This window comes from Methylobacterium sp. E-005, from assembly GCF_022829725.1.
GTDB lineage: Bacteria > Pseudomonadota > Alphaproteobacteria > Rhizobiales > Beijerinckiaceae > Methylobacterium.
Genome location: NZ_JAKSYG010000185.1, coordinates 1 through 20461 on the forward strand (window position 1 = coordinate 1; position 20461 = coordinate 20461).

Annotated in this window: 20 protein-coding genes and 2 pseudogenes; 8 read left to right on the forward strand and 14 right to left on the reverse strand. The window is 69.7% G+C overall.

Translation table 11 applies throughout. The features are described 5' to 3' along the window. Window positions 1-922, forward strand: a 922-nt coding sequence (locus tag MKK88_RS20800; RefSeq protein ID WP_244003063.1) for an RICIN domain-containing protein, incomplete at its 5' end; no start/stop codon positions are given. A gap of 398 nt (window positions 923-1320) precedes the next feature. Here the strand turns inward: MKK88_RS20800 and MKK88_RS20805 are convergent. The 5 genes from MKK88_RS20805 to MKK88_RS20825 form a co-directional block, all read right to left on the reverse strand. Continuing rightward, window positions 1321-2211: a general secretion pathway protein GspK gene (locus MKK88_RS20805; RefSeq protein WP_244003064.1), complete on the reverse strand. Its 891-nt coding sequence runs from the start codon at window positions 2209-2211 to the stop codon at window positions 1321-1323. Continuing rightward, on the reverse strand, window positions 2208-2816 hold the full coding sequence (locus MKK88_RS20810) for a prepilin-type N-terminal cleavage/methylation domain-containing protein (RefSeq protein ID WP_244003066.1): 609 nt from the start codon (window positions 2814-2816) through the stop codon (window positions 2208-2210). The genes MKK88_RS20805 and MKK88_RS20810 overlap by 4 nt, the downstream gene beginning before the upstream one ends. Further along, on the reverse strand, window positions 2809-3207 hold the full coding sequence (locus MKK88_RS20815) for a prepilin-type N-terminal cleavage/methylation domain-containing protein (protein WP_244003068.1): 399 nt from the start codon (window positions 3205-3207) through the stop codon (window positions 2809-2811). Before MKK88_RS20815 ends, MKK88_RS20810 begins: the two co-directional genes overlap by 8 nt. Next, a complete protein-coding gene (locus MKK88_RS20820; protein ID WP_244003070.1) occupies window positions 3204-3659 on the reverse strand; it encodes a Tfp pilus assembly protein FimT/FimU in 456 nt (151 codons plus the stop codon). The genes MKK88_RS20815 and MKK88_RS20820 overlap by 4 nt, the downstream gene beginning before the upstream one ends. A gap of 300 nt (window positions 3660-3959) precedes the next feature. Beyond that, on the reverse strand, window positions 3960-4637 hold the full coding sequence (locus MKK88_RS20825) for a L,D-transpeptidase (protein WP_244003124.1): 678 nt from the start codon (window positions 4635-4637) through the stop codon (window positions 3960-3962). Between the two features lie 158 nt (window positions 4638-4795). On the opposite strand from MKK88_RS20825, the pseudogene MKK88_RS34120 reads away from it, so the two are divergent. Both MKK88_RS34120 and MKK88_RS20830 read left to right on the forward strand, forming a co-directional pair. Beyond that, window positions 4796-4870 (forward strand): annotated as a pseudogene (locus MKK88_RS34120) (LysR family transcriptional regulator); the annotation flags it as partial. A 109-nt stretch (window positions 4871-4979) separates the two neighbouring features. Then, on the forward strand, window positions 4980-5654 hold the full coding sequence (locus MKK88_RS20830; protein WP_313902336.1) for a substrate binding domain-containing protein: 675 nt from the start codon (window positions 4980-4982) through the stop codon (window positions 5652-5654). A 24-nt stretch (window positions 5655-5678) separates the two neighbouring features. Here MKK88_RS20830 and MKK88_RS20835 read toward each other — a convergent pair whose 3' ends face one another. Then, window positions 5679-6302, reverse strand: coding sequence for a hypothetical protein (locus MKK88_RS20835; protein WP_244003072.1), 624 nt, complete (start codon window positions 6300-6302; stop codon window positions 5679-5681). A gap of 174 nt (window positions 6303-6476) precedes the next feature. On the opposite strand from MKK88_RS20835, the gene MKK88_RS20840 reads away from it, so the two are divergent. Further along, window positions 6477-6620, forward strand: a complete 144-nt coding sequence (locus tag MKK88_RS20840) for a hypothetical protein (RefSeq protein WP_167627684.1) — start codon at window positions 6477-6479, stop codon at window positions 6618-6620. Between the two features lie 156 nt (window positions 6621-6776). Here the strand turns inward: MKK88_RS20840 and MKK88_RS20845 are convergent, their stop codons facing one another. After that, window positions 6777-7478: a gamma-glutamylcyclotransferase gene (locus tag MKK88_RS20845; RefSeq protein ID WP_244003074.1), complete on the reverse strand. Its 702-nt coding sequence runs from the start codon at window positions 7476-7478 to the stop codon at window positions 6777-6779. Between the two features lie 19 nt (window positions 7479-7497). After that, on the reverse strand, window positions 7498-7896 hold the full coding sequence (locus tag MKK88_RS20850) for a hypothetical protein (RefSeq protein WP_244003076.1): 399 nt from the start codon (window positions 7894-7896) through the stop codon (window positions 7498-7500). Between the two features lie 134 nt (window positions 7897-8030). On the opposite strand from MKK88_RS20850, the gene recO reads away from it, so the two are divergent. Together recO and parC are read left to right on the forward strand one after the other, a co-directional pair. Further along, the gene (gene recO / locus MKK88_RS20855; protein WP_244003078.1) at window positions 8031-8750 is read left to right on the forward strand and encodes a DNA repair protein RecO; all 720 of its coding nucleotides are present in this window, start codon (window positions 8031-8033) and stop codon (window positions 8748-8750) included. A gap of 183 nt (window positions 8751-8933) precedes the next feature. Next, on the forward strand, window positions 8934-11180 hold the full coding sequence (gene parC / locus MKK88_RS20860) for a DNA topoisomerase IV subunit A (RefSeq protein ID WP_244003080.1): 2247 nt from the start codon (window positions 8934-8936) through the stop codon (window positions 11178-11180). Window positions 11181-11659: 479 nt separating this feature from the next. Here the strand turns inward: parC and MKK88_RS20865 are convergent, their stop codons facing one another. From MKK88_RS20865 to gltX, 3 genes are all read right to left on the reverse strand, one after another. Then, window positions 11660-12589, reverse strand: coding sequence for a DNA-3-methyladenine glycosylase family protein (locus MKK88_RS20865; RefSeq protein ID WP_244003082.1), 930 nt, complete (start codon window positions 12587-12589; stop codon window positions 11660-11662). Window positions 12590-12609: 20 nt separating this feature from the next. Beyond that, window positions 12610-13899, reverse strand: a complete 1290-nt coding sequence (gene gltA, locus MKK88_RS20870; RefSeq protein ID WP_244003084.1) for a citrate synthase — start codon at window positions 13897-13899, stop codon at window positions 12610-12612. 244 nt (window positions 13900-14143) lie between these two features. Further along, window positions 14144-15571 (reverse strand): glutamate--tRNA ligase, encoded by a 1428-nt coding sequence (gene gltX / locus MKK88_RS20875; RefSeq protein WP_244003086.1) that lies wholly within the window; start codon window positions 15569-15571, stop codon window positions 14144-14146. Window positions 15572-15751: 180 nt separating this feature from the next. On the opposite strand from gltX, the pseudogene MKK88_RS20880 reads away from it, so the two are divergent. Next, window positions 15752-16615: pseudogene (locus tag MKK88_RS20880) on the forward strand (ComEC/Rec2 family competence protein); the annotation flags it as partial. Window positions 16616-16630: 15 nt separating this feature from the next. On the opposite strand, the gene MKK88_RS20885 reads toward MKK88_RS20880, so the two are convergent. Genes MKK88_RS20885 through MKK88_RS20895 form a run of 3 tightly spaced genes read right to left on the reverse strand, consistent with a single transcriptional unit; the run spans window position 16631 to window position 19991 of the window. Beyond that, entirely contained in the window at window positions 16631-17539 is a 909-nt protein-coding gene (locus MKK88_RS20885) for a plasmid partitioning protein RepB C-terminal domain-containing protein (protein WP_244003088.1), read from the reverse strand. Next, window positions 17536-18438 (reverse strand): plasmid partitioning protein RepB C-terminal domain-containing protein, encoded by a 903-nt coding sequence (locus MKK88_RS20890; protein WP_313902337.1) that lies wholly within the window; start codon window positions 18436-18438, stop codon window positions 17536-17538. The genes MKK88_RS20885 and MKK88_RS20890 overlap by 4 nt, the downstream gene beginning before the upstream one ends. Further along, complete coding sequence (locus tag MKK88_RS20895; protein WP_313902338.1) at window positions 18435-19991, reverse strand: recombinase family protein; 1557 nt, start codon at window positions 19989-19991, stop codon at window positions 18435-18437. Before MKK88_RS20895 ends, MKK88_RS20890 begins: the two co-directional genes overlap by 4 nt. 79 nt (window positions 19992-20070) lie before the next feature. Here MKK88_RS20895 and MKK88_RS20900 point away from each other — a divergent pair, with 79 nt between their 5' ends. Further along, window positions 20071-20433: a hypothetical protein gene (locus MKK88_RS20900; protein ID WP_244003092.1), complete on the forward strand. Its 363-nt coding sequence runs from the start codon at window positions 20071-20073 to the stop codon at window positions 20431-20433. Window positions 20434-20461 lie beyond the last annotated feature (28 nt).

Genomic DNA, 20461 nt, shown 5'->3' on the forward strand with positions numbered 1-20461 from the left:
AACCGGGACTGGCGGCATCGGAACCGGCGGCGGCACCACCGGCACCGGCGGCACGGGAACGGCCGGCGGAACGGGCCAGGGCGGCTCCACCGGCGACCTCCTGAAGGCGGCCCATTCCGGCCTGTGCCTCTCGGTGGCGGCCGGCGACAGGACCGACATGGGTCCGGTGACCCAGCAGCCCTGCACGGGCGCCGCCGAGCAGCTGTGGCGCCGGACACCGGGCAGCAGCGGCGCGCGCTACGTCAACGCGGCCTCCGGCAAGTGCCTCGACCTCAGCCTGGGCAAACTGCCGGTCGATCCCGGCGTGCAGGTCTTCCAGTACACCTGCAACGGCGGCATCAACCAGTCGTGGAAGCTGAACCCGCAGGGTGGGGGCAACGCCCTGATCTCGGCCTACAACGGCTTCTGCGTCAGCGTGTACGGGGCCGCGCTGCCGGCCGGCAGCGGCATCGTGGGCTGGACCTGCAACGGCGCGGCCGACCAGACCTTCCTCGGCCTCAGCCAGCCCCTCGTCGCGGCGCATTCCGGCCTGTGCCTCTCGGTGGCGGCCGGCGACACGTCCGACATGGGCCCGGTGACCCAGCAGCCCTGCACGGGCGCCGTCGAGCAGCTGTGGCGCGGGACGGCGAGCAATGGTGGCATGAGCTACGTCAACGCGGCCTCCGGCAAGTGCCTCGACCTCAGCCTGGGCAGTCAGCCGGTCAATCCCGGCGTGCAGGTCTTCCAGTACACCTGCCACGGTGGCACCAACCAAGCGTGGAAGCTGAGCCCGCAGGGCACGGGCAACGCCCTGGTCTCGGCCTACAACAGCTTTTGCATCAGCGTGTACGGGGCCGCGCTGCCGGCGGGCAGCGGTATCGTGGGCTGGACCTGCAACGGCGCGGCCGACCAGACCTTCAGCGCGAACGGCGCGAAGCTCTGAGGGCGCCCCCGCCGAAGCGGAGGCCGGTTCGGCGGGGAGGCCGCACCTAAGAACCCAGGGGCATGGCCCAGCGCTTTCAAGCTGTTGAGCCAAGCACCGGAATCATGGTGCGCGCCCTGTCCCGGACGGGTGGAGCGCCAGCGGAACCTGATCCGGCATCCAGCACACAGAGCGCCGCGTTGGCGGCTCAGGTCGAACCAGACGGCCGCTTCGCGACGTCGGGGCTGGCGTCCGGGTCGCATTCCGCTGACGCTGGACGCGCCCGGAAAAAGGGCCGGCGCGGATCCGGCGCAAAGCCATGCCCCTGGATCTCTCCCGCAGCTTGACGGGTGTGGAGCGGGGTCGCGGAGGCCGGAACAGTCCGGGCTCCCGAACGACACTCCATCGCTCGGAGGCCCCTATGGCCCTGCGAGGGCGGCGCGAATGGCCGGGCAGGCCGGATGATCGGCCGCAGGCCCGGGAAGGTCCGCGACGCCCGGCTGCCAGACCAGGAAATCGGTTCCGGTCCGCGTGCCGCCGAGGGCGTAGACGCCCCTCCGGCCGGCCCGCGTGGTACCCTGCACCACTGTCACGGACAGGCGGAAATACTGGCGCGGGGACGGGATGCGCGGGTGCCCCTCCGGTCGCGCCGGGGCCGCCGTCGGCTGCAATCGCCGCACCAGGGCCGCGAGGTCGAACGTGCCGGCCTCGTTGTAGACCGTCAGCGCCGGCTGGAGCCGGGCCGCGATCCCGGCGGTCATCGACGGGAGCCGCCCGATCTCGTCCGTGCTGAGAAACGGGCCGTTGCGCGGGCCGTACGGCAGCGCGCGGGCTTGGTACTGCGCCAGCTCTGCCCCGCCGTTCGCCTCGGGGATGTCGTTGGGATCCCGGTAATCGACGATCTCCGCCCCGAGGGCGAGGGCCGTCCGGTCCGGCACACCGAGGGCGCGGAACGCCTCCTCAAGGGCGGGCCGCGGAGTCCGGTTGAGGTCGATCAGCAGGCCTTGATCCTCGATGGACAGGAAGGCCGTGCGCTGCTCCGAGAGCGGGCAGGCCACGACACGCCCGTCCTCCGGAAGCGTCAAACCCACGAGCCGGTAGGTCCGCCCCACGGCGAGGTCGTAGGCGATCAGCCGGGCGATCCCGTCGGCCAGGCCCTGGAGCTGCAGCAGGTCGGATCGCGTCCGAGCCAGCACCGCACTCGTCCGCATCTGGAGGATCGCCGCGGCCAGGAGCGCGCTGACGGCGGCCAGCACCATCACCACCGAGACGAGCACGAAGCCGTCTTCGTCGTCGGCCCGGCGGCTCATGGGCGGTCACCGAGGGTGATGACCAGGGGGACCCAGCGCCGCCGATCCGCCGGTCCGAAGGCGATGTGGATCTCCACGAGGTCGGGCCGGCGGTCCGGCCGCGTCCACGCCGTCAGCCACGTCGCGGGCATCCGCTCGGCGGGGGATCCGAGATACCGGATGGCGAGGCCGGAGACCCCCTCCAGCAGGATCTCGGACCGCGCCGTCCGGTCCGGCCCGGTCTCCAGCGGGACCCGGGACTCGACGATGTCGGTAAGGCCGTCGGGCCGCGGCGCGCCGGTGAGGGAGATCGCGAGCTCCACCGGCCGCTCGAGGGCCCGGTCGGGGGCGAGCGCCGCCCAGAGGGAATCCGGCCCGCCCCGCAGGACCGGCCGCGAACCGTCCAGACGGCGGCTCGCGAGGCTCCCGAGGGTCCGGCGCAGGTGATCGCGGACCGACTGGACGTGGTCGGCTTTGCCCGCCGCCGCAACCGCGGTGGCGGTTCGGCCCGCAACCCGCACGGCCTCGACCAGCAGCAGGGCCACGAGGGCGGCCAGCGCCAGGGCGACCAGCATCTCCACCAGGGCAAAGCCCCCCCGGCCGGTCTCGGGACCGTGGTCAGGCATCGGGCTTGCCCGGGACCAGGGTGGTGTACAGCGTCGCGCCATCCGGCCCGCCGCGGGTCAGCCGGATGCGCCACAGCGGCGGCCCGCCGTGCGCCGGGAGCGCCGGGCGGCTGTCGCTGACGGTGAGCGTCCACGGCCGCCCGTTGGAGAAGCGCCCCGCGACGGTGGCGGGCGCCAGCGCACCGTCCGCGATCCGCCGCAGGCAGACGCCCTCGGCCTCATCGGCCTCAATGCGCAAGGCCGCGACGCGGCGCAGGCCGAGCGTGGCCTCGCCGGCGATCTGCAGGGCGAGAAGGATCCCGAGGGCGGCGATGGCGAAGGCCACCAGCACCTCGACGAGCGTGAAGCCGTCCTCGCCGCCGGATTCCCGGCCGGGCTTCGGATCGTTCACCGGGCCGCCTCCCGGCCGACGCGGGCGGTCAGGGTGCCGATCGTCAGGACCACGCCTCCGGGCGGGCCGAGGATGATGCGGCCGCCGCTGGAGCCGCCATCCGGCCGGAAGCGGATCTCGGCGGGCTTGCCCCCGGTCTCGGTGGTCTCGATGCGGACCGGCAGCGGCGCGGTCGGCATCTGGACCGCGCCCGCCCGGGAGCTGAGGAACCGGCCGGAGTCGGCATCGAAGGCGAGGCGCGTGGTCAGCCCGGACCGGAGCGCCTCTGCCCGGAGGAGGCCGATCTCTCCGGCGATCACCTCCGACAGGCGCTGGGCGTGCCGCCCGGCGCCGAAGCCCCCGGCGAACTGGAGGGCGAGTCCGGCCGCGAGGCCGAGGATCGCCAGGGTCACCAGCATCTCGACAAGGGTGAAGCCCGCGGTCGCCGCCGCGCTCCTGATCGGTCGTCCCACCGGCACCGTCGCGACGCGTCCCTTTCCGGTCGCCGCCCGCGGCGGCTCTGCGGACGCCATCGTCCGCGACGAAATAGGCAGATCACGGTAAAGATCCGGTTCTCGGCAACCCGGTGCTGGCCGCGCGGCGGTGCCTGAACGGCGCAAGGCCGCCTCCGCGACCGGGCTTCATACCGGAAGCCGTCGCGGGGCCCCGTAGACCAGTCGATCAGGCTTGGACGCCGCAACCCCAAAAGCCTCGACCCTGGCCCGGGCATGGAGCGTCGCGCGGCCAGACCGACACACCGCCCTGTCCGGCCGTCAAACGTCCCGCTCGCGCCCAATCGGAGCCAGCACCACGGCCCGGCTCCCCACCGGCACCCGCGCATACAGGTCGATGATGTCCTGGTTCAGGAACCGGACGCAGCCCGAGGACACCATCGTGCCGATCGTGTGCGGCTCCGTGGTGCCGTGCAGACGGTAGAGCGTGTCGCGCCCGTCCCGGTAGAGGTAGAGCGCCCGCGGCCCGAGGGGGTTGCCGGCCCCGCCCGGCAGGCCGCCGGCATAGGGGCCGTAGCGGTCTGGCTCGCGCTTGATCATCGCGGGCGTCGGCGTCCAGCGCGGCCATTCGGCCTTGCGGGCGATGGTGGCCGCGCCCTGGAAGTTGAACGCCTCCTCCCGGCCGACCCCGACCCCGTAGCGGATCGCGCGCCCGCCCGCCCGTACGAGATAGGCGTGGCGCCCCGCCGGATCGACCACGATCGTGCCGGGCGGCTCGGCCGTGGCGTAGGCGACCTCCCGGCGCAGAAAGCGCGGATCGATGCCGGACAGATCCACCGCCGGCACCGGGAAGGGCTCGCTGTCGAGGGCGGCGTAGAGGGCCGTGTAGGCGGGATCGACCGGCGGGCGCAGATCGGCCACGGCTGGCGGCTCGCGGGTGACGCAGCCGGCCACGAGGAGGGGCGTGCCGGCAAGCAGGCTGCGGCGGGTCAGGGTCATCGGTGCAAGGATCTCGCGGCGCTTCGGGACGGCGCAGAGAACCGTCACGCTGCCACAAGGTCCATCGGCTATGGGGTGATTGCACCCATAACCGGATGGCATCCATGGATCTCACCCTGGCCCTGCGCGCCTTCATCCGGACCCTCGAGCGCGGCTCGATGACCGCGGCGGCCCGCGATCTCACGGTGTCTCAGCCGGCGGTGAGCAAGCATCTACGCAACCTGGAGGCCCATGTCGGGGCGCGGCTGCTGGAGCGCTCCGCCCGGATGGTACGGCCGACGCCACAGGGCCAGAGGCTCTACGCCGCCAGCCAGCCGGCGCTCGCCGCGATCGACGCCGCCCTTGGAGGACGCACGCACCGGTTCCGGGCTTGTCGAGGGGCGGCTGCGGCTGCACGCCCCCGCCTGCATCGGCGCCAAGCACCTGCACCCGATCGTGGCGGCGTTCCAGGCCCAGCATCCCCGGCTGACGGTCGACCTGGTTCTCGACAGCCGGGTGGTGGACCTCGTGGATGAGGATTACGACCTCGCGCTCCGTTACGGACGACCTGCCCGGCAGGATCTCGTGATGCGCCGGCTGGGCTGGGTGCGCCGCATCCTCGTCGCCGCCCCCACCTACCTGGCCCGGGCCGGGGCGATCGAGACGCCCGCACAACTGGCCGAGGGCAACTTCGTCGTGACCAATGCGGCCATCGACGCCCGTTGCGTCCTCGTCCTCCAGCGCGGCGACGAGACGGTGAGCGTGCCGGTCCGCCCGGCCCTGCGGACCAACAATGCCGAGATCCTGCTGGCGACCCTGCGGGAGGGCCGATTGATGGGGCCGGTTCAGCACCTGCTGGTCGCCGAGGATCTGGCCGCCGGCCGTCTGGTCCGGGTGCTGCCGGACTACGCGCTGCGCTCGACGGACGCCTATCTGGTCTATCCGTCCGTGCGCCACATGCGCCCGGCGGTGCGGGCCTTCACGGACTTCGCCGTGCCGCGCATCCGCGCCGTGGAGGGCATCGGCCCGACCGCCTGACGCGACGCAGCCCCCGCGGGGGGATCAGAACGGCGCTCCAAGGCAGCCCGCGAGCGCCGCCTTCAGTGCGGCGGCGTCGCTGTCCGAGGGCGTGAACAGAGCCGTCAGGGCCGGGTCGCCCGAGCGGGGACTCGCCTGCGTCCAGGTGAGCCTGGTTCCGGGCTGCAACAGCGCGAGCGCGACTCCGCGCAGGGGATCCTCGCCCCGGCGGCCCCCCGTCACCGTCAGGGTGAAGCCCGAATCCGCCCCGGTCGCCGATCCCTGCACCGGCATGCGCACGGAGCGGACACTGCCGGCGCTGGAGACCAGGATACCGGTGAGCGGCGCCTCGCTGCCGGTGCCTTCGAGGCCGGCGAAATCGAAGCGCGGCGCCAGCTCGGTGAAGCGCGGCACGGTCAACGCCGCCGACAGGCCGGTGCCGCCCGGATCGCAGGCGACGTGCAGGGTCGCCGATCGCTGGTCCGTCCCCAGGTCGGCGGCGCCGGTGAGGTCCGCGCTGCCGCCGGGGGCCCGGTCGCCACCCGGCAGCAGGGAAACCCGCCCGGTCAGGATGTCGGACAGCCGCGCGCCGCGGCTCAGCGGTCCCGCGAGGAGGGAAGCGGCCGCAATGATCACGACGCCCAAGCCCACGCCGATCCGAAGCCGCATCCTGTCCTCATCCGTGGAGATCCCGGGCCGGCGGCATAGACGATCGCGGCTCCGCCGCAACCCTTCCTTCACCACGTTCACGCGAACTGCGCCGCGGCAGCACCCGTGTGCGTTGCAGCAACTCCGTAAAAACCGATCGATCCTATGCACGCCTGCTCAAGCTTGAGCCTCGCGATGCGCACGAAGATCCTGCTCGTCCTCACTTTGGTGGTCTACGTCACGACCGGCCGCGCCCCCGGGATCCGCGAGCCGCGCAACCCGGATGCGGAGCATGCCGGCGGGCGCGTTGCCATCGTGATGAAGCGCGCCTGGGCGTGAGCCGCGTCGCGTCTCGGGGCGAAGCCACCGGTCGATCCGATCCGTCATCGCGGGTGCAGCGAAGCGACCCAGGGCAGCGCGGGATCGGAAATCGTCGCGCGACACTGGATTGCTTCGCCACGCGCAAAGACGGCCAAGCTATCGATAGGGGCGCCGTCACGCCCCCGGCACGCAGGCCCTGAGCCGCTCGGCCACCAGGGCCTGGAGGCTCCAGAGGTGGCGGTCACGGATGCCCAAGCGCTCGCAGGCCTCCACGGTCCGGAACAGATACTCGGCGCTCGGTCCCTTGTGGCCGCAGGCGGCGGCGATCTTGTCTGCGATCTCGGCATCCGAGAGGCGGCCGGCGTAGCGGTCGCTGGCGCGGTTGGCCAGGAAAGTCAGCGCCGGAACCGGGCCCGCCTCGGTAGCCACCGGCAGCCAGCGGGCGACGTAGCCCCGGCCGCGCATCTCCCGCCGCCAGACCGGCATCAGCGCCTCGCGGATCTCCGCATCGGGCAGGCGGAAGGCGACGCCCCGGCACAGGCCGCCGCGGTCGAGTGCCAGGACGAATCCCGGACGCTCCGGCGTCCCGCGAAAGCGCCGCTGGAGCAGGCAGAAGCGGCGATGGAACCCGCGCACCGTCCCGATCCGGCGCTCGGCCACCGGGAATTCTGGGTTCCACATCAGCGAACCGTAGGCGAAGACCCAGACGGCGCCGCCCTCGCGGCCGGCGACGATCTCCTCCAGGCCCGGGCGCAGCTCCGAGTCCGACAGCACGGCGAGGGCGTTCGGGTCGTCGGGCACCGGGACCGAATGGGCGCGGGCGATCAGGTCGAGGCTGAGATCGAGGGGGCGGGCAACGGGATGCTCAGGGGGCATGCTCCTCAACGCGACCGCGTTACCGGGCGTTGCCCAGGGCGTCGAGTTCGGGAAACGGACGGGTGCGATGCCCGGTGCAGACCTCGTCGTCGTCGAGCACCGTGAGCCTGTCGTCCCGATAGCGCAAGGCCACCCTCGGCTTCTCGGGCTTGCCGAAGGTGCGGCCGTACAGGTGGCCCGACACGCAATAGATCACCCGGCCGCCATCCGCGATCGGCCCGGCGATGCGGCTGCCCTCGAACCGCACCGGCAGCAGCGAGACCGAACCGAACTCGACCTGCTTCAGCGCCAGGGCGGCGATCCGCTGGAGGAGGGCCGGGGAGGGGGCATCGTCCGCGCCGGCCGCCTTCCGTGGGGCAGCCTGTGCCCCGGCGGCGATGAGGACGAGCACAACAGCGAGGGCGGCACGAAACGGCATCGGCCATCGTTACCCGGCCGAGGCTGCCTGAGGCTGGACAGCGCGCGGGCGGCGCCGGACGGCGCGAAGGCCTATATAAGCGGACCGCGCCCGCCGCGCACAGCGCCCCTCTCACCCCCGCGACCCGAGTCTCGATGCAATGGACCGACGACGCCCTGGTGCTCGGCCTGCGCCGGCACGGGGAGAGCAGCGTGATCCTGGAGGCGATGACCGAATCCCACGGGCGCCATCTCGGCCTCGTGCATGGCGGGCGCTCGCGCCGGATGCAGCCCGTGCTCCAGCCCGGCAACCGGGTCCGACTCACGTGGCGCGCGCGCCTCGACGAGGGCCTCGGCGCCTTCGCGGTGGAGCCCCTTGAATCGCAGGTTTCGCGGCTGATCGGATCGAGCCTCGCCCTCTACGGCATTGGCCACTTGGCGGCTCTGCTGCGGCTCTTGCCCGAGCGCGACCCGCATCCGGAGCTCTACGCGGCCGCCGGGATCCTCGTCGAACATCTCGACGATCCGGCCATCGCGCCGCCCCTGATGGTGCGGTTCGAGCTGGCGATCCTGTCGGAACTCGGCTTCGGCCTTGATCTCACCGCCTGCGCGGCCACCGGCGGCAACGATGCGCTGGCCTATGTCTCGCCAAAGAGCGGCCGGGCGGTCAGCGCCTCGGCGGGGGAGCCCTACCGGGACCGCCTGCTGGCGCTGCCGACCTTCCTGCATGCCGGCGGATCCCCCGGCCCGGACGGCGTTGCGCAAGGGTTTACCTTGACGGGGTACTTCCTCGACCGGCACGTCTGGGGGCCGCGCGGCCTCGAACCGTCCGAGGAGCGGGCGCGATTCGTTGCGCTCGGCCGCGAGGCCGGGTAATGTTCGCGCTATGTTCTGCGTACCGCCGACCGCTGGTCAAGGGCCGCAGGCGAAGCCCGGAATCCCGATCCCTCGCGCCGCCAGATGCGTAAGGCAGCGGACGGCGCATCGGGATTCCACGCTCCGCCTTGCCCTGGCCAGGTGGCCAGGTCGGCACAGTCGATGAGAAGTTGAGGAGCCGTCATGGGCCAGCCCTTCGAGCCGCCGTCCGGCGACGGGATCGAGAGCGTCGAGCTGAAATCCGCGCTGGAGGAGCGCTACCTCGCCTATGCGCTCTCCACGATCATGCACCGGGCGCTGCCGGATGCCCGCGACGGGCTGAAGCCCGTGCATCGGCGGATCCTGTACGGCATGCGGCTGCTGCGCCTCGACCCGAACACTGCGCACAAGAAGTGCGCCAAGATCGTCGGCGACGTGATGGGCGATTTCCATCCCCACGGCGATCAGGCGATCTACGATGCGCTGGTCCGGCTCTCCCAGGATTTCGCCCAGCGCTACCCGCTGGTCGACGGCCAGGGCAATTTCGGCAACATCGACGGCGACGGCCCGGCCGCCTACCGCTACACCGAGGCGCGGCTCTCCGAGGTCGCGCGCCTCCTCCTCGACGGGATCGACGAGGACACGGTCGATTTCCGGCCCTCCTATAACGGCGAGAAGGAGGAGCCGATCGTCCTGCCGGCGGCCTTCCCGAACCTGCTGGCCAACGGCAGCCAGGGCATCGCGGTCGGCATGGCGACCTCGATCCCGCCGCACAACGCCGCCGAGCTGTGCGACGCGGCGCTCTACCTGATCAACCATCCCGAGGCGACCTCGGGACAGCTCGCCAAGTTCGTGCAGGGGCCGGATTTCCCGACCGGCGGCATCCTGATCGACTCGGCCGAATCGGTCGCCGAGGCCTACCGGACCGGCCGCGGCGCCTTCCGGGTCCGCGCCCGATGGCACAAGGAGGATCTCGGCCGCGGCACGTGGAACATCGTCGTCACCGAGATCCCCTACGGCATCCCGAAGGGCCGGCTGATCGAGAAGATGGCCGAGCTTCTGCAGGAGAAGAAGCTGCCGCTGCTCGCCGACGTGCGCGATGAATCGGCCGAGGACGTGCGCGTCGTGCTGGAGCCGCGCTCGCGCACGGTCGATCCGGTGATCCTGATGGAATCCTTGTTCCGGCTCACCGAGCTGGAGGCGCGGATCCCGCTGAACCTCAACGTCCTGGTCGGCGGGCTCGTGCCGAAGGTGATCGGGCTCGTCGAGTGTCTGCGCGAATGGGTCGACCACCGCCGGGTGGTGCTGCAGCGCCGCTCGCGTTACCGCCTCGGCCAGATCGACCGGCGCCTGGAGATCCTGGGCGGGTTGCTCATCGTCTATCTCGACCTCGACGAGGTGATCCGCATCATCCGCGAGGAGGACGAGCCGAAGGCCGCCCTGATGGCCCGGTTCGAGCTGACCGAGCTTCAGGCCAACGCCATCCTCGACACCCGCCTGCGCTCCCTGCGCAAGCTGGAGGAGATGGAGCTGAAGCGCGAGTTCGAGGCGCTCACCGCCGAGAAGGCCGAGATCGACGCGCTGCTGGCCTCCGAGCCGGCGCAGTGGAAGGCGATCCAGGCGCAGATCCGCGCCGTGAAGAAGACCTTCGGGCCCGAGACCAAGCTCGGCAAGCGCCGCACCACGCTGGCGAGCCCGCCGGATGTCGGCGGCATCGACTTCACCGCGGCTCTGGTCGAGCGCGAGCCGATCACCGTGATCGTCTCCACCAAGGGCTGGATCCGGGCGCTGAAGGGCCACGTGGCCGACCTCTCGGGCGTGACGTTCAAGGGCGACGACACCCTGAAGATCGCCTTCCCGACCGAGACGACCCAGAAGATCCTGCTGCTCGCCTCGAACGGCAAGGTCTTCACCCTGGAGGCCTCGAAGCTACCGGGCGGGCGCGGCTTCGGCGACCCGGTGCGGCTGATGGCCGACCTCGACGACGGCACCGAGATCGTGGCGGCGTTGCCCTACCGGCCGGAGACCAAGCTGCTGATCGTGGGCTCGGACGGGCGCGGCTTCGTGGCGCCCGCCGATGCGCTGGTGGCCAACACCCGCAAGGGCAAGAGCGTGCTCGGCCTCGATGGCGAGGCCAAAGCGGCCGTGCTGGTGCCGGCGGACGGCGATCACGTGGCCGTGGTGAATACGGAAAAGCTGCTCCTGATCTTCCCGATCTCCGAGGTGGCCGAACTCGCCCGCGGCAAGGGCGTCCGGCTCCAGCGCTGCCGCAGCGGCGGGCTCTTGGACGCGCACGTGTTCAAGCTGGCCGACGGCCTGCCCTGGCAGGACGGGTCGCCGGAGGGCCGGCTCGCCAACGCCCAGGTGCTGGAGAAGTGGCTCGGCCACCGCGCCGAGGTCGGGCTGATGATGGCGCGGAGTTTCCCGAAATTCGAGCGGTTCGGGCGGTAAGACAGAGGGGCGGGTGACGGGCTTCCAACCCGCGCGCCCATCCTGAAGTGACCGCGTCAGTGGGCCTCGAAGGAGGGTTCCAGGGATCGCGTGGCCGGCTGGAGGCCTCCTTCGAGGCCTCCGCTACGCTCCGGAACCTCAGGATGAGGGCGCGGGTGGGACAAATCCTGTCTCAGTGTGAGCGGTGATCGAGCCAGAGCGCGCCGAAGGCCAGCACGCCACCGCCACTTGGGACAGCGGGCAGGAGGAGGAACTCGGCTGTCGTCATGGGCATGAGATCCGCGGCGCATCCCGCACGACCAGTGCAGGGCGCCATCCATAAGCTCGTAAACAGCCATGGTGATGAGCCGGCGGATCGGTTCCTCCGTCATCACGAGCGGAGCGGAGTGACCCAGGGCAGCGCGACATCGTGAGCGTGACGCTGCTGGATTGTTTCGCTCCGCTCGCAAAGACGCCAGCTCCGACATCATGGAAGGCGATCATCGTCCCTTCACGGCCGCCTCGTCCGCCGCCCAGAGGTGCTGCGCCGCGTAGGCCCGGTAGGGCCGCCACGCCTCGGCCCGTGCCAGAAGCTCCGCAGGACTGGGGCGACCGGTACCCGTCTCCAGCGCCCGCAGCAGCCCGACATCGCCCACCGGCAGGGCGTCGGGCAGCTTGAGCGCCCGCATGGCGATGTACTGCGCCGTCGACGGCCCGATCCCGCGGATCGCCGTGAAGCGCAGTACCGCGTCCTCCAGCGATTCGGCCGGGGCGAACAGGTCCGGGTCGGCGAGCGCGGCCGCCGCCAGCGCCCGGATCGCCGCGCCGCGGGCGCGGGGCATGTTCAGGGCCAGCGCGACATCCGCCTCGACGAGAGCTTCCGGTGCCGGGAAGATGTGGGTCAAGCCGCCGACAGGCTCGGCGAGCGGCGTCCCAAAGACCGCGACCAGCTTGCCCGCGAGCCCGATCGCGGCGGCCACCGAGACCTGCTGGCCGAGGATCGCCCGGCAGCCAGTCTCGAACGGATCCCACGCCCCCGGCAGCCGCAGGCCCGGCCGCGCGGTCACGAGCGGTGCCAGGACCGGATCCCCCGCGAGGCAGGCCGCGATGGCGGCCGGGTCGGCGTCGCAATCGAACAGCCGGCGCAGGCGCGCGGTAACGGCCGGACCGTCGGCCGAATCGATGCCGCGGAGCCCGACACGCAGGCCGTCGTCCCCAGGCTGGACCGTGAGGATGCCCTGGCGCCCCGCCAAGCTCACGGTGCGCGCGTAGGCCGGGCCGTCAGCCTCAACCGTCTCGACCCCGCGAATTGCCCGCTTGGCCAGGAAGGCGCGGATCGCCGCCCAGTCGTAGGGTGGCCTATAGAGCAGCCGGCGTTCGATCGCCCCCGCAAACACGAAGGGCGGCCTCTCGGCCGCCCCGTAGGTCACATCCCGGGACAGGTCCCGCCTCAGCCGCGCTGGTCCACCGCCACGTAGTCGCGCTGGGCCGGCCCGACATAGAGCTGACGCGGGCGGCCGATCTTCTGCGAGGGATCCTCGATCATCTCGGCCCACTGGGCGATCCAGCCGACCGTGCGGGCCACCGCGAACAGCACCGTGAACATGTCGGTCGGGAAGCCCATCGCCTTGAGGGTGATGCCCGAGTAGAAGTCGATGTTCGGGTAGAGCTTCTTCTCGATGAAGTACTCGTCCTTGAGGGCGATCTGCTCCAGCTCCATGGCGACATGGAGCAGCGGATCGTCGGTCTTGCCGAGCTCCTTGAGCACCTGGTGGGTGGTGTTCTGCATGATCCGGGCGCGCGGATCGTAGTTCTTGTAGACCCGGTGGCCGAAGCCCATCAGGCGGAACGGATCATTCTTGTCCTTCGCCTTGGCGACGTACTTGCCGACGTTCTCCGGCGTGCCGATCTCCATCAGCATCTTCAACGCCGCCTCGTTGGCGCCACCATGGGCCGGCCCCCAAAGGCAGGCGACGCCGGCGGCGATACAGGCGAACGGGTTGGCACCCGAGGAGCCGGCGAGCCTCACGGTCGAGGTCGAGGCGTTCTGCTCGTGGTCGGCATGCAGGATAAAGATCTTGTCGAGCGCCTTGGCGAAGACCGGGTTGACCTCGTACTCTTCACACGGAACTGCGTAACACATCCGCAGGAAGTTCGAGGTGTAGTCGAGGTCGTTCTTCGGATACACGAAGGGCTGGCCGATCGAGTACTTGTAGGCCATCGCGGCCAGCGTCGGCATCTTGGCGATCATGCGGATCGAGGCGATCATCCGCTGGCTCTCGTCCGTGATGTCGGTCGAGTCGTGGTAGAAGGCCGAGAGGGCGCCGACCGAGGCAACCATCACGGCCATCGGGTGCGCGTCGCGGCGGAAGCCGGTGAAGAACCGGTTCATCTGGTCGTGCACCATGGTGTGGCGCGTGACCCGGTACTCGAAATCGGCCCGCTGGGCGGCGGTCGGCAGGGCGCCGAACAGCATCAGGTAGCATGTCTCGAGGAAGTCGCCCTTCTCGGCGAGCTGCTCGATCGGGTAGCCGCGATAGAGCAGCACGCCCTCGTCGCCGTCAATATAGGTGATCTTCGATTCGCAGCTCGCCGTCGAGGTGAAGCCCGGATCGAAGGTGAAGGCGCCGGTCTGGGCGTAGAGCTTGCCGATATCGACGACGTCCGGCCCGATCGTGCCGGATTTCACCGGCAATTCGATCGTCTTGCCATCCACGGTGATGGTGCTGGGTGCGCTCATGGATCGTGGACCCTTCTCTGGCGACGTGGCGGGTGCCGGACTCGGGCTGAGCCGAATCGGCCCCGGGGGCCTCAAGCACCCGCATTATGCTGCGGGTGCTCACAGGCATGGGTTACCCAAACGGCACTGCAGCAGCAACGGGATCGGTGACAACAGGACCCCGACGCCAAGCGAATTCGTCAAACGAAGTCCACCAAGCGAAATCCGGGCCGGAGCCCGCAGTTCCACCCGCGCTGCCGGCCTCTCAGCCCTGCGGCACCTGATCGCCGAGTCGAGCCAGGGTTTCGTCCCGGCCGAGCACCGCCATCACGTCGAACAGGGGCGGGGAGGTGGTCCGGCCGGTGAGCGCGGCCCGAAGGGGCTGGGCCACCTGCCCGAGCTTGCAGCCCGCTTCCTCCGCATACTGGCGCACGGCGCCCTCGGTCGAGGCCGCGCTCCAATCGGTCAGCGCTTCCAGGCTCGGCTTCACACCGGCGAGACGCGCGCGGCCCTCGTCGGAGAGGAGGGCGCGGGCCTTGTCGTCGAGACCGAGCGGGCGCTGGGCGTAGAGATAATAGGCACTGTCGAGGAGCTCGATCAGGGTCTTGGCCCGCTCCTTCAGGCCCGGCATGGCCTGGGTGAGCTTGGCCTTCAGGTCCGACGGCAGCGGCGCCGACAGGCCGCGCTCGGGACCGACCTGCGGCAGGATCGTCTCGATCGCCGCCACGAGGTCGGCATCGGCGCTGCCGCGGATATAGAGGCCGTTGAGGTTGGCGAGCTTGGCGAAGTCGAATCGCGCCGCCGAGCGCCCGACCGAGCCGAGATCGAAGGCCGCGATCATCTCCTCGGTGGAAAACACCTCCTGGTCGCCATGGCTCCAGCCGAGCCGCACGAGGTAATTGCGCAACGCCGCCGGCAGGTAGCCAAGGTCGCGATAGGCCTCGACGCCGAGGGCCCCGTGGCGCTTCGAGAGCTTCGCCCCGTCGGCCCCGTGGATCAGCGGGATATGGGCCATCGTCGGCACCTCCCAGCCGAGCGCCGCGAAGATCTGGGTCTGCCGCGCCGCGTTGGTGAGGTGATCGTCGCCGCGGATCACCTGGGTGACGCCCATGTCGTGGTCGTCCACCACCACGGCCAGCATGTAGGTCGGCGTGCCGTCCGAGCGCAGCAGCACGAGGTCGTCGAGGTCCTTGTTGGCCCAGGTCACCCGGCCCTGGACGGCATCCTCCACCACGGTCTCGCCCTCGACGGGAGCCCGCAGGCGGATCACCGGCTTGACGCCGGCCGGCGCCTCGGAGGGGTCGCGGTCGCGCCAGCGGCCGTCGTAGCGCGGGGCGCGGCCCTCGGCGCGGGCGGTCTCGCGCATCTGCGTGAGCTCCTCGGCGGTGGCGTAGCAATGATAGGCACGGCCGGCGGCCAGGAGCTCCTCGGCGACCGCACGATGCCGCTCGGCCCGGGTGAACTGGAACACCACGTCCCCGTCCCAGTCGAGGTCGAGCCAGCTGAGGCCGTCCAGGATCGCGTCGATCGCGCCCTTGGTGGAGCGCTCCCGATCGGTATCCTCGATGCGCAGCAGCATCTTGCCGCCGGTGTGGCGGGCGTAGAGCCAGTTGAACAAAGCCGTGCGGGCCCCGCCGATATGCAGGTAGCCGGTGGGCGAGGGGGCGAAGCGCGTGACGACGGCTGAGGACATCGGTCCGGTATGTTCGGGGCGAGGCGGAAAGCGCGGAAGCGTGAGCGCGACTTGAGCGGGCTCGACAGGGCGCCCGTAGCACGAAGCGGCGCCTGTAGCACGGGGCCGCGGATGCGTTAAGAATTGGCCGGGGAATCGCCCGACCGTCGACGACAGGTCGCGCGGATCGGGGCAGGGGCAATGCGGCGGATCGGCGCGAGGCTGACGGGGGGCGCCCTCGCGCTCGCCGCGCCGCGCGCGCCTGCGCTGCCGGCCCTCCGTCACTGGGTGGTCGAGGGACTGGCCCGGGAGACCGAGCAGCGACGCCTGTTCCCCTGGCTGGCAGTGGCGTTCGGGGCCGGGATCCTCGTCTATTTCGGCGCCACCGACGGCACACCGCTCCTGGCTGCGCCGCTGATCGGGGCGGCCCTGACCCTGGCGCCCGTGCCGTTCCTGGGGGCGCGGCCGGTGGCGATGGGGCTGGCGCTCGCGGCGGGCTTTGCGTTCCTCGGCTTCGCGGCGGCGACGTGGCGGGTCTCGCAGGTGGCCGCGCCGATCCTGGCCCGGACCACGATCGGGCCGCTCATCGGGACGGTCGAGGCGCTCGACGAGCGCGAGGTCGGCGCGAGGCTGGTGATCCGGGTGGAGAGCTTTGCCGGGCTCGGGCCTGAGGCGCGGCCGGCCCGGGTGCGGGTCTCGTTCCGCAAGACGCCGATCCCGCGGCCCGGCGAGACCATAACGGCGACCGCCCGGCTGCTGCCGCCCCCGGAGGCAGCCCGGCCCGGCGGCTACGATTTCGCCCGGGACGCGTATTTTCAGGGGATCGGCGCGGTCGGCTCGCTCCTCGGCGCGGTGACGGTGCGTGCCTCTGCGGAACCGCCGCCCCTGCGCCTGCGCCTCGCCGTGCTGCTGGACGAGGCCCGCAACGTCCTGACCCGCCGGATCGCCGAGGCCGAGGGCGGCCAGGCCGGGGCGGTCGCAGCCGCTCTGGTGACCGGCAAGCGCGGGCTGATCGGCCCGGCCACCAACGACGCGCTGCGCGCCGCCGGCATCTACCACGTGGTAATATCTTGGATGGCCTCAAGCGGCTGCATCTGCCGGTAGGGTCGACGTTACGTCCGCAATTGTCTGGAACTGCTCCAGGAGTTCTGGATAGCTGTCTGTCAGAAATCGATACACCGAACGGTTAGCGAGTAGCTTCTTCAGGTATCCTTTGGCGACCGTCAGGTGCAGGTTGTCTCGACTGAACGACTCCTGCACTTCGCCTACGGCTGATTGCAGGTTGTCCAGCTCCCGCTCCAGCCGCGCCATCGCGGCCGGGGTCACATTTTTGGGTGTCGGCTTCGACCCGACTACGAGATCCGCTAGCGGGGTGCCAGCTAGTATGGCGGACGCGTAGGCCACGCTAAAATTGTTGTGCTGGACCATCAACTCGGCGGCAGCCATCTGGCGCAATGGCTTCATCTTCCGAAGGATGTCGAACACCGAGAGTGGACAGTGCCGATCGTTGAGCTGCGAAACGGCCTCGGCGCAGATGCCGTCGAGCATCTTCACGCGCCGCTTTACGCTGCCCGCCTCCAGAGACATGGCAGCGGCGATCTTCGCCTCTGGCACGCCCCGCTCCAAGGCTCGCAGGATCATGGCTCGCTGCATCATCGGTGAGATCCGATTGACGCTACGGTTGTAGGTCAGAGCCTCGTCGTCCGTAGACACAAGGCACTCGACGTCGGTCCTGCCCTCATCCTTGAGGATTTCCACCCGAAGGTGGCCATCGAGGAGGAGGTAACGGCCCGGGGTTGCGGGATCGCGAGCGATGACTGGCGGCTCCACTAGGCCGATCTCCCGGATGGATTGGGCTATCTGAGCGTACTTGTGGCTTGCCTTCAACGTTGGCCGCAGCGTCTTTACTGGCATCAGCGCGGCGACTGGCAGGACGAGCAACTCGGGCTCGAACCCCAGGATAAAGTTCCGTTTCTCGACCGCGCTCATGCCAGCCTCCTGGAGACGCGGGCGTCGAGGTCGGCCGGCATGCTGTCGAGGTGTTCGGTGCAGAGTAGGGTTACGAAGTTTCCGTCCTCCTTGAGCTGACGCAGGGCCTCGACCACGAACATTAGCCGGGACTGCGTAACCTCGGCCTTTTTTACGAAGACCCGCTGACGGTCGGCCTCTTGCTGGAAGACGCGTAGCAGTGCGGCGGTCGAGGTTGGACGCCGAGGCTGCTGCTTCTTGCCATAGGGGTTGTCATCAGCCTTACGCCCCCGTCTGCTACGTGCATCAAGGAGGCGGCGCACCTTGACGAGCTTGCCACCAGATAGCTTCCCCTCAGCGTAGGCCTGCGTGAGAAGGCCTTGCATACCCTCTTCGTCGGTCCGCGCGATCTCTGCGGCGACACTCAATGGTAGGACGCCGTTCTCGACCGCGGCAAGGAGGCGTTCCTCGCCCCGCTCGATCAGGCCACCAACCATGTTGACCCACTGCTGCGTGCATCCGATCTTGACCGCAATCTGAGCGTCAGAGTAGCCGCGCTTGCGCATGGTTCCGACGTCGTGGAGGAGGTCTGCGGGGCGGTGCTGTCGCCGGGCGCAGTTCTCAACCAAGCTCATAACCAGACAATCCTGCTCGCTGGCCTCTACAATCACTGCAGCGACCTCTGTCTGCCCGAGGGCGACGCAAGCCTTAAGGCGCCCCTCGCCGCAGACGACACCGTAGGCTTCGGATCCGTTACCCGACGAAATGCGAGTAACGGTTATCGGGCGCTTCAAGCCCACTGCGCCGATGTTCTCGACGATTTCCCTAAATTTGCGCTTCTCGCGCGCACGAGGATTAAGCACCGTGATCCTGTCGATCGGGATCATGGCGACCCGCCTGCTGACCACTTCCTCCATCATGCCGCCTCCGTAAGCGTGGCCCTGGCGGCCAGCGAGAAAAAGAATCCGAGGTCGTCGAACCGGTAGCCGTCGAGCGAGAGCCCGTTCCACTCCGCAAGGCGCAGGCGCGGCTCCGTCATGTCGATGCGCGGTAGGACGTAGTAGTCGAGTGGCGCGCTGTTCTCCGGCCCCATGCGCACGGCGACGGTGACGTCGGGGGCGATGCCAGCATCAAGGCGTATCCGCCATCGCGCAGAGCCGGCGGCGGTCTCTTGATACCGAGCGATCACAACCGAGGCGGTGAACTCGCCGTTGCACGTAAGCAGATCTGTCGCTGGATCGCGGAGGACCTCGCCCCCTGCGCCTTCCAGCCCCGCCACGATCATCGCAACTACTTCGGGGTGAAGGGAGCGCAGGCGACGGTTGACCTCTAGATAGCGGTAGTCGCGGTCCGGTGCGTAGCCAACAAGCCGGTAGGCCCGCAGCAGGCTCCCGAAGCGGCGCCTATAGACGCTGCTCGATGGCATGTCGTCGCGCTCGTCGATGACGAGGCTCGAAAGGGCCCCCGTGGCGCGTAGCAGTTCCGTCAGCAGCGCCAGCAGTTCCCCATCATCGAACCGGCGGCATCGTTCTTCGACGATTGCCCTGGCGCGTTCGAAGACATGGGCTTCTACCAGGGGCGTGAAGGCGCCCTTCGCTACAACCCACAGCGAGGGGTCGTTCACGGTCCGGCGCTGCCTCAGCTTGCAGGACACGCGGTTGAAAACGTTGTCGCCGACGTATTTTGCGTTCGTAAGTACCTGGTGAACTGAGCCCCTCGTCCAAACGCGACCAAGGTCTGTCGCAATCCCGTCGCGGTTGAGCCCATCCGCGATCTCGCGCTCGCCTACGCCAGACGTGAACAAGCAGTACATGCGCCGTACCGTTGCCACCTCCTCGTCCGGGCCGGGGACGAGGACGACGCGATCAGTCTGAAGGCTCTTCCGCTCACCTTGAGTGAGTTCGGCCTTGACACCCCCATGCTCGTCGACGAGGAGCCGCCGCAGGCCGTAGCCAGCCATCCCGCCCTGCCGATAGCCGCGCTGGACCAGTCTGCACTGGCCAGCGAAGACCTTGACTGACAGCTCCCGGCTGTACTCCCCAGCCATCACGCGCTTCACCGCCTTTAGCAAAGTGGAGCCGATGCTGCCGTCGTTGTCGAACTGCTCAGCGCAGTAGTGCACGGTGATGCCAGCGCGGCGGCATACATGTTCGTGGTAGGCCCCCTCATCTGCGTCCTGGAAGCGTCCCCATCGGCTCACGTCGTAGACGAGGATGGCCTGAAAATCGGGGGCGCCAGACGTGACGTCAGCCATCAGCCGCTGCAGCGCCTCGCGTCCATCCATGGTGAGGCCGCTGCGCCCGGCATCCTCGTAGGTTCTCACGATCTCGAAACCCCGAGCCTCAGCGAAGCGGCGGATGCGGTCCAGCTGGTTCTCGGTCGAGTACCGCTGGAGATCGGTCGACATGCGCACGTAGGCGACCGCTGGGGCGGCCGCGTCTCCTGAGTTCCCCCTTGTCCTACCCAGACCCACGCCCCGCTCCCTAGCAACCTTGCAGCCGGGACACCGGCCAAAATCTGCGTCTTGGCGTAGCTAGGCACAGGAGCGTGGAATGTCCTTTCCAAAGACGGGCAAGTTCATTCGGGGCAAAGACGAGGTCTCGTTTACCGCGATGGTATCTACGGTGCTTAAAGGTGCGCTGGGCGAACGACCGGCATCGGTCAAGCAGGTTGCACGATGGACCGGAGCCGGCGAGCGGACCGTAAAGAATTGGTTCTCCGGAACCTGCGCCCCGCGGGGCCATCATTTCCGCAGCCTTGTCCAACATTGCCCTGAAATGCTGGAAGCATTTCTCGCCTCCGCCGGGCGAAGGGACCGGATTGCGTTCGCCCGGGTGGAGGAAGCCCGTGAGCGGCTTCGCGAAGCCCTTGTGGTCTTAGACTCGATGACAACGGACGATAAGTCGAAAGGCTAACCGTCGTTTGCCCTGGCCGGACCAACGT

Coding starts and splice junctions, on each gene's coding strand:
- MKK88_RS20805 (WP_244003064.1), bottom strand. CDS start 2,211: ATGAGCCGCCGGGCCGACGACGAAGACGGCTTCGTGCTCGTCTCGGTG.
- MKK88_RS20810 (WP_244003066.1), bottom strand. CDS start 2,816: ATGCCTGACCACGGTCCCGAGACCGGCCGGGGGGGCTTTGCCCTGGTG.
- MKK88_RS20825 (WP_244003124.1), bottom strand. CDS start 4,637: ATGACCCTGACCCGCCGCAGCCTGCTTGCCGGCACGCCCCTCCTCGTG.
- MKK88_RS20835 (WP_244003072.1), bottom strand. CDS start 6,302: ATGCGGCTTCGGATCGGCGTGGGCTTGGGCGTCGTGATCATTGCGGCC.
- MKK88_RS20840 (WP_167627684.1), top strand. CDS start 6,477: ATGCGCACGAAGATCCTGCTCGTCCTCACTTTGGTGGTCTACGTCACG.
- MKK88_RS20845 (WP_244003074.1), bottom strand. CDS start 7,478: ATGCCCCCTGAGCATCCCGTTGCCCGCCCCCTCGATCTCAGCCTCGAC.
- MKK88_RS20850 (WP_244003076.1), bottom strand. CDS start 7,896: ATGCCGTTTCGTGCCGCCCTCGCTGTTGTGCTCGTCCTCATCGCCGCC.
- recO (WP_244003078.1), top strand. CDS start 8,031: ATGCAATGGACCGACGACGCCCTGGTGCTCGGCCTGCGCCGGCACGGG.
- parC (WP_244003080.1), top strand. CDS start 8,934: ATGGGCCAGCCCTTCGAGCCGCCGTCCGGCGACGGGATCGAGAGCGTC.
- gltA (WP_244003084.1), bottom strand. CDS start 13,899: ATGAGCGCACCCAGCACCATCACCGTGGATGGCAAGACGATCGAATTG.
- gltX (WP_244003086.1), bottom strand. CDS start 15,571: ATGTCCTCAGCCGTCGTCACGCGCTTCGCCCCCTCGCCCACCGGCTAC.
- MKK88_RS20885 (WP_244003088.1), bottom strand. CDS start 17,539: ATGAGCGCGGTCGAGAAACGGAACTTTATCCTGGGGTTCGAGCCCGAG.
- MKK88_RS20890 (WP_313902337.1), bottom strand. CDS start 18,438: ATGATGGAGGAAGTGGTCAGCAGGCGGGTCGCCATGATCCCGATCGAC.
- MKK88_RS20900 (WP_244003092.1), top strand. CDS start 20,071: ATGTCCTTTCCAAAGACGGGCAAGTTCATTCGGGGCAAAGACGAGGTC.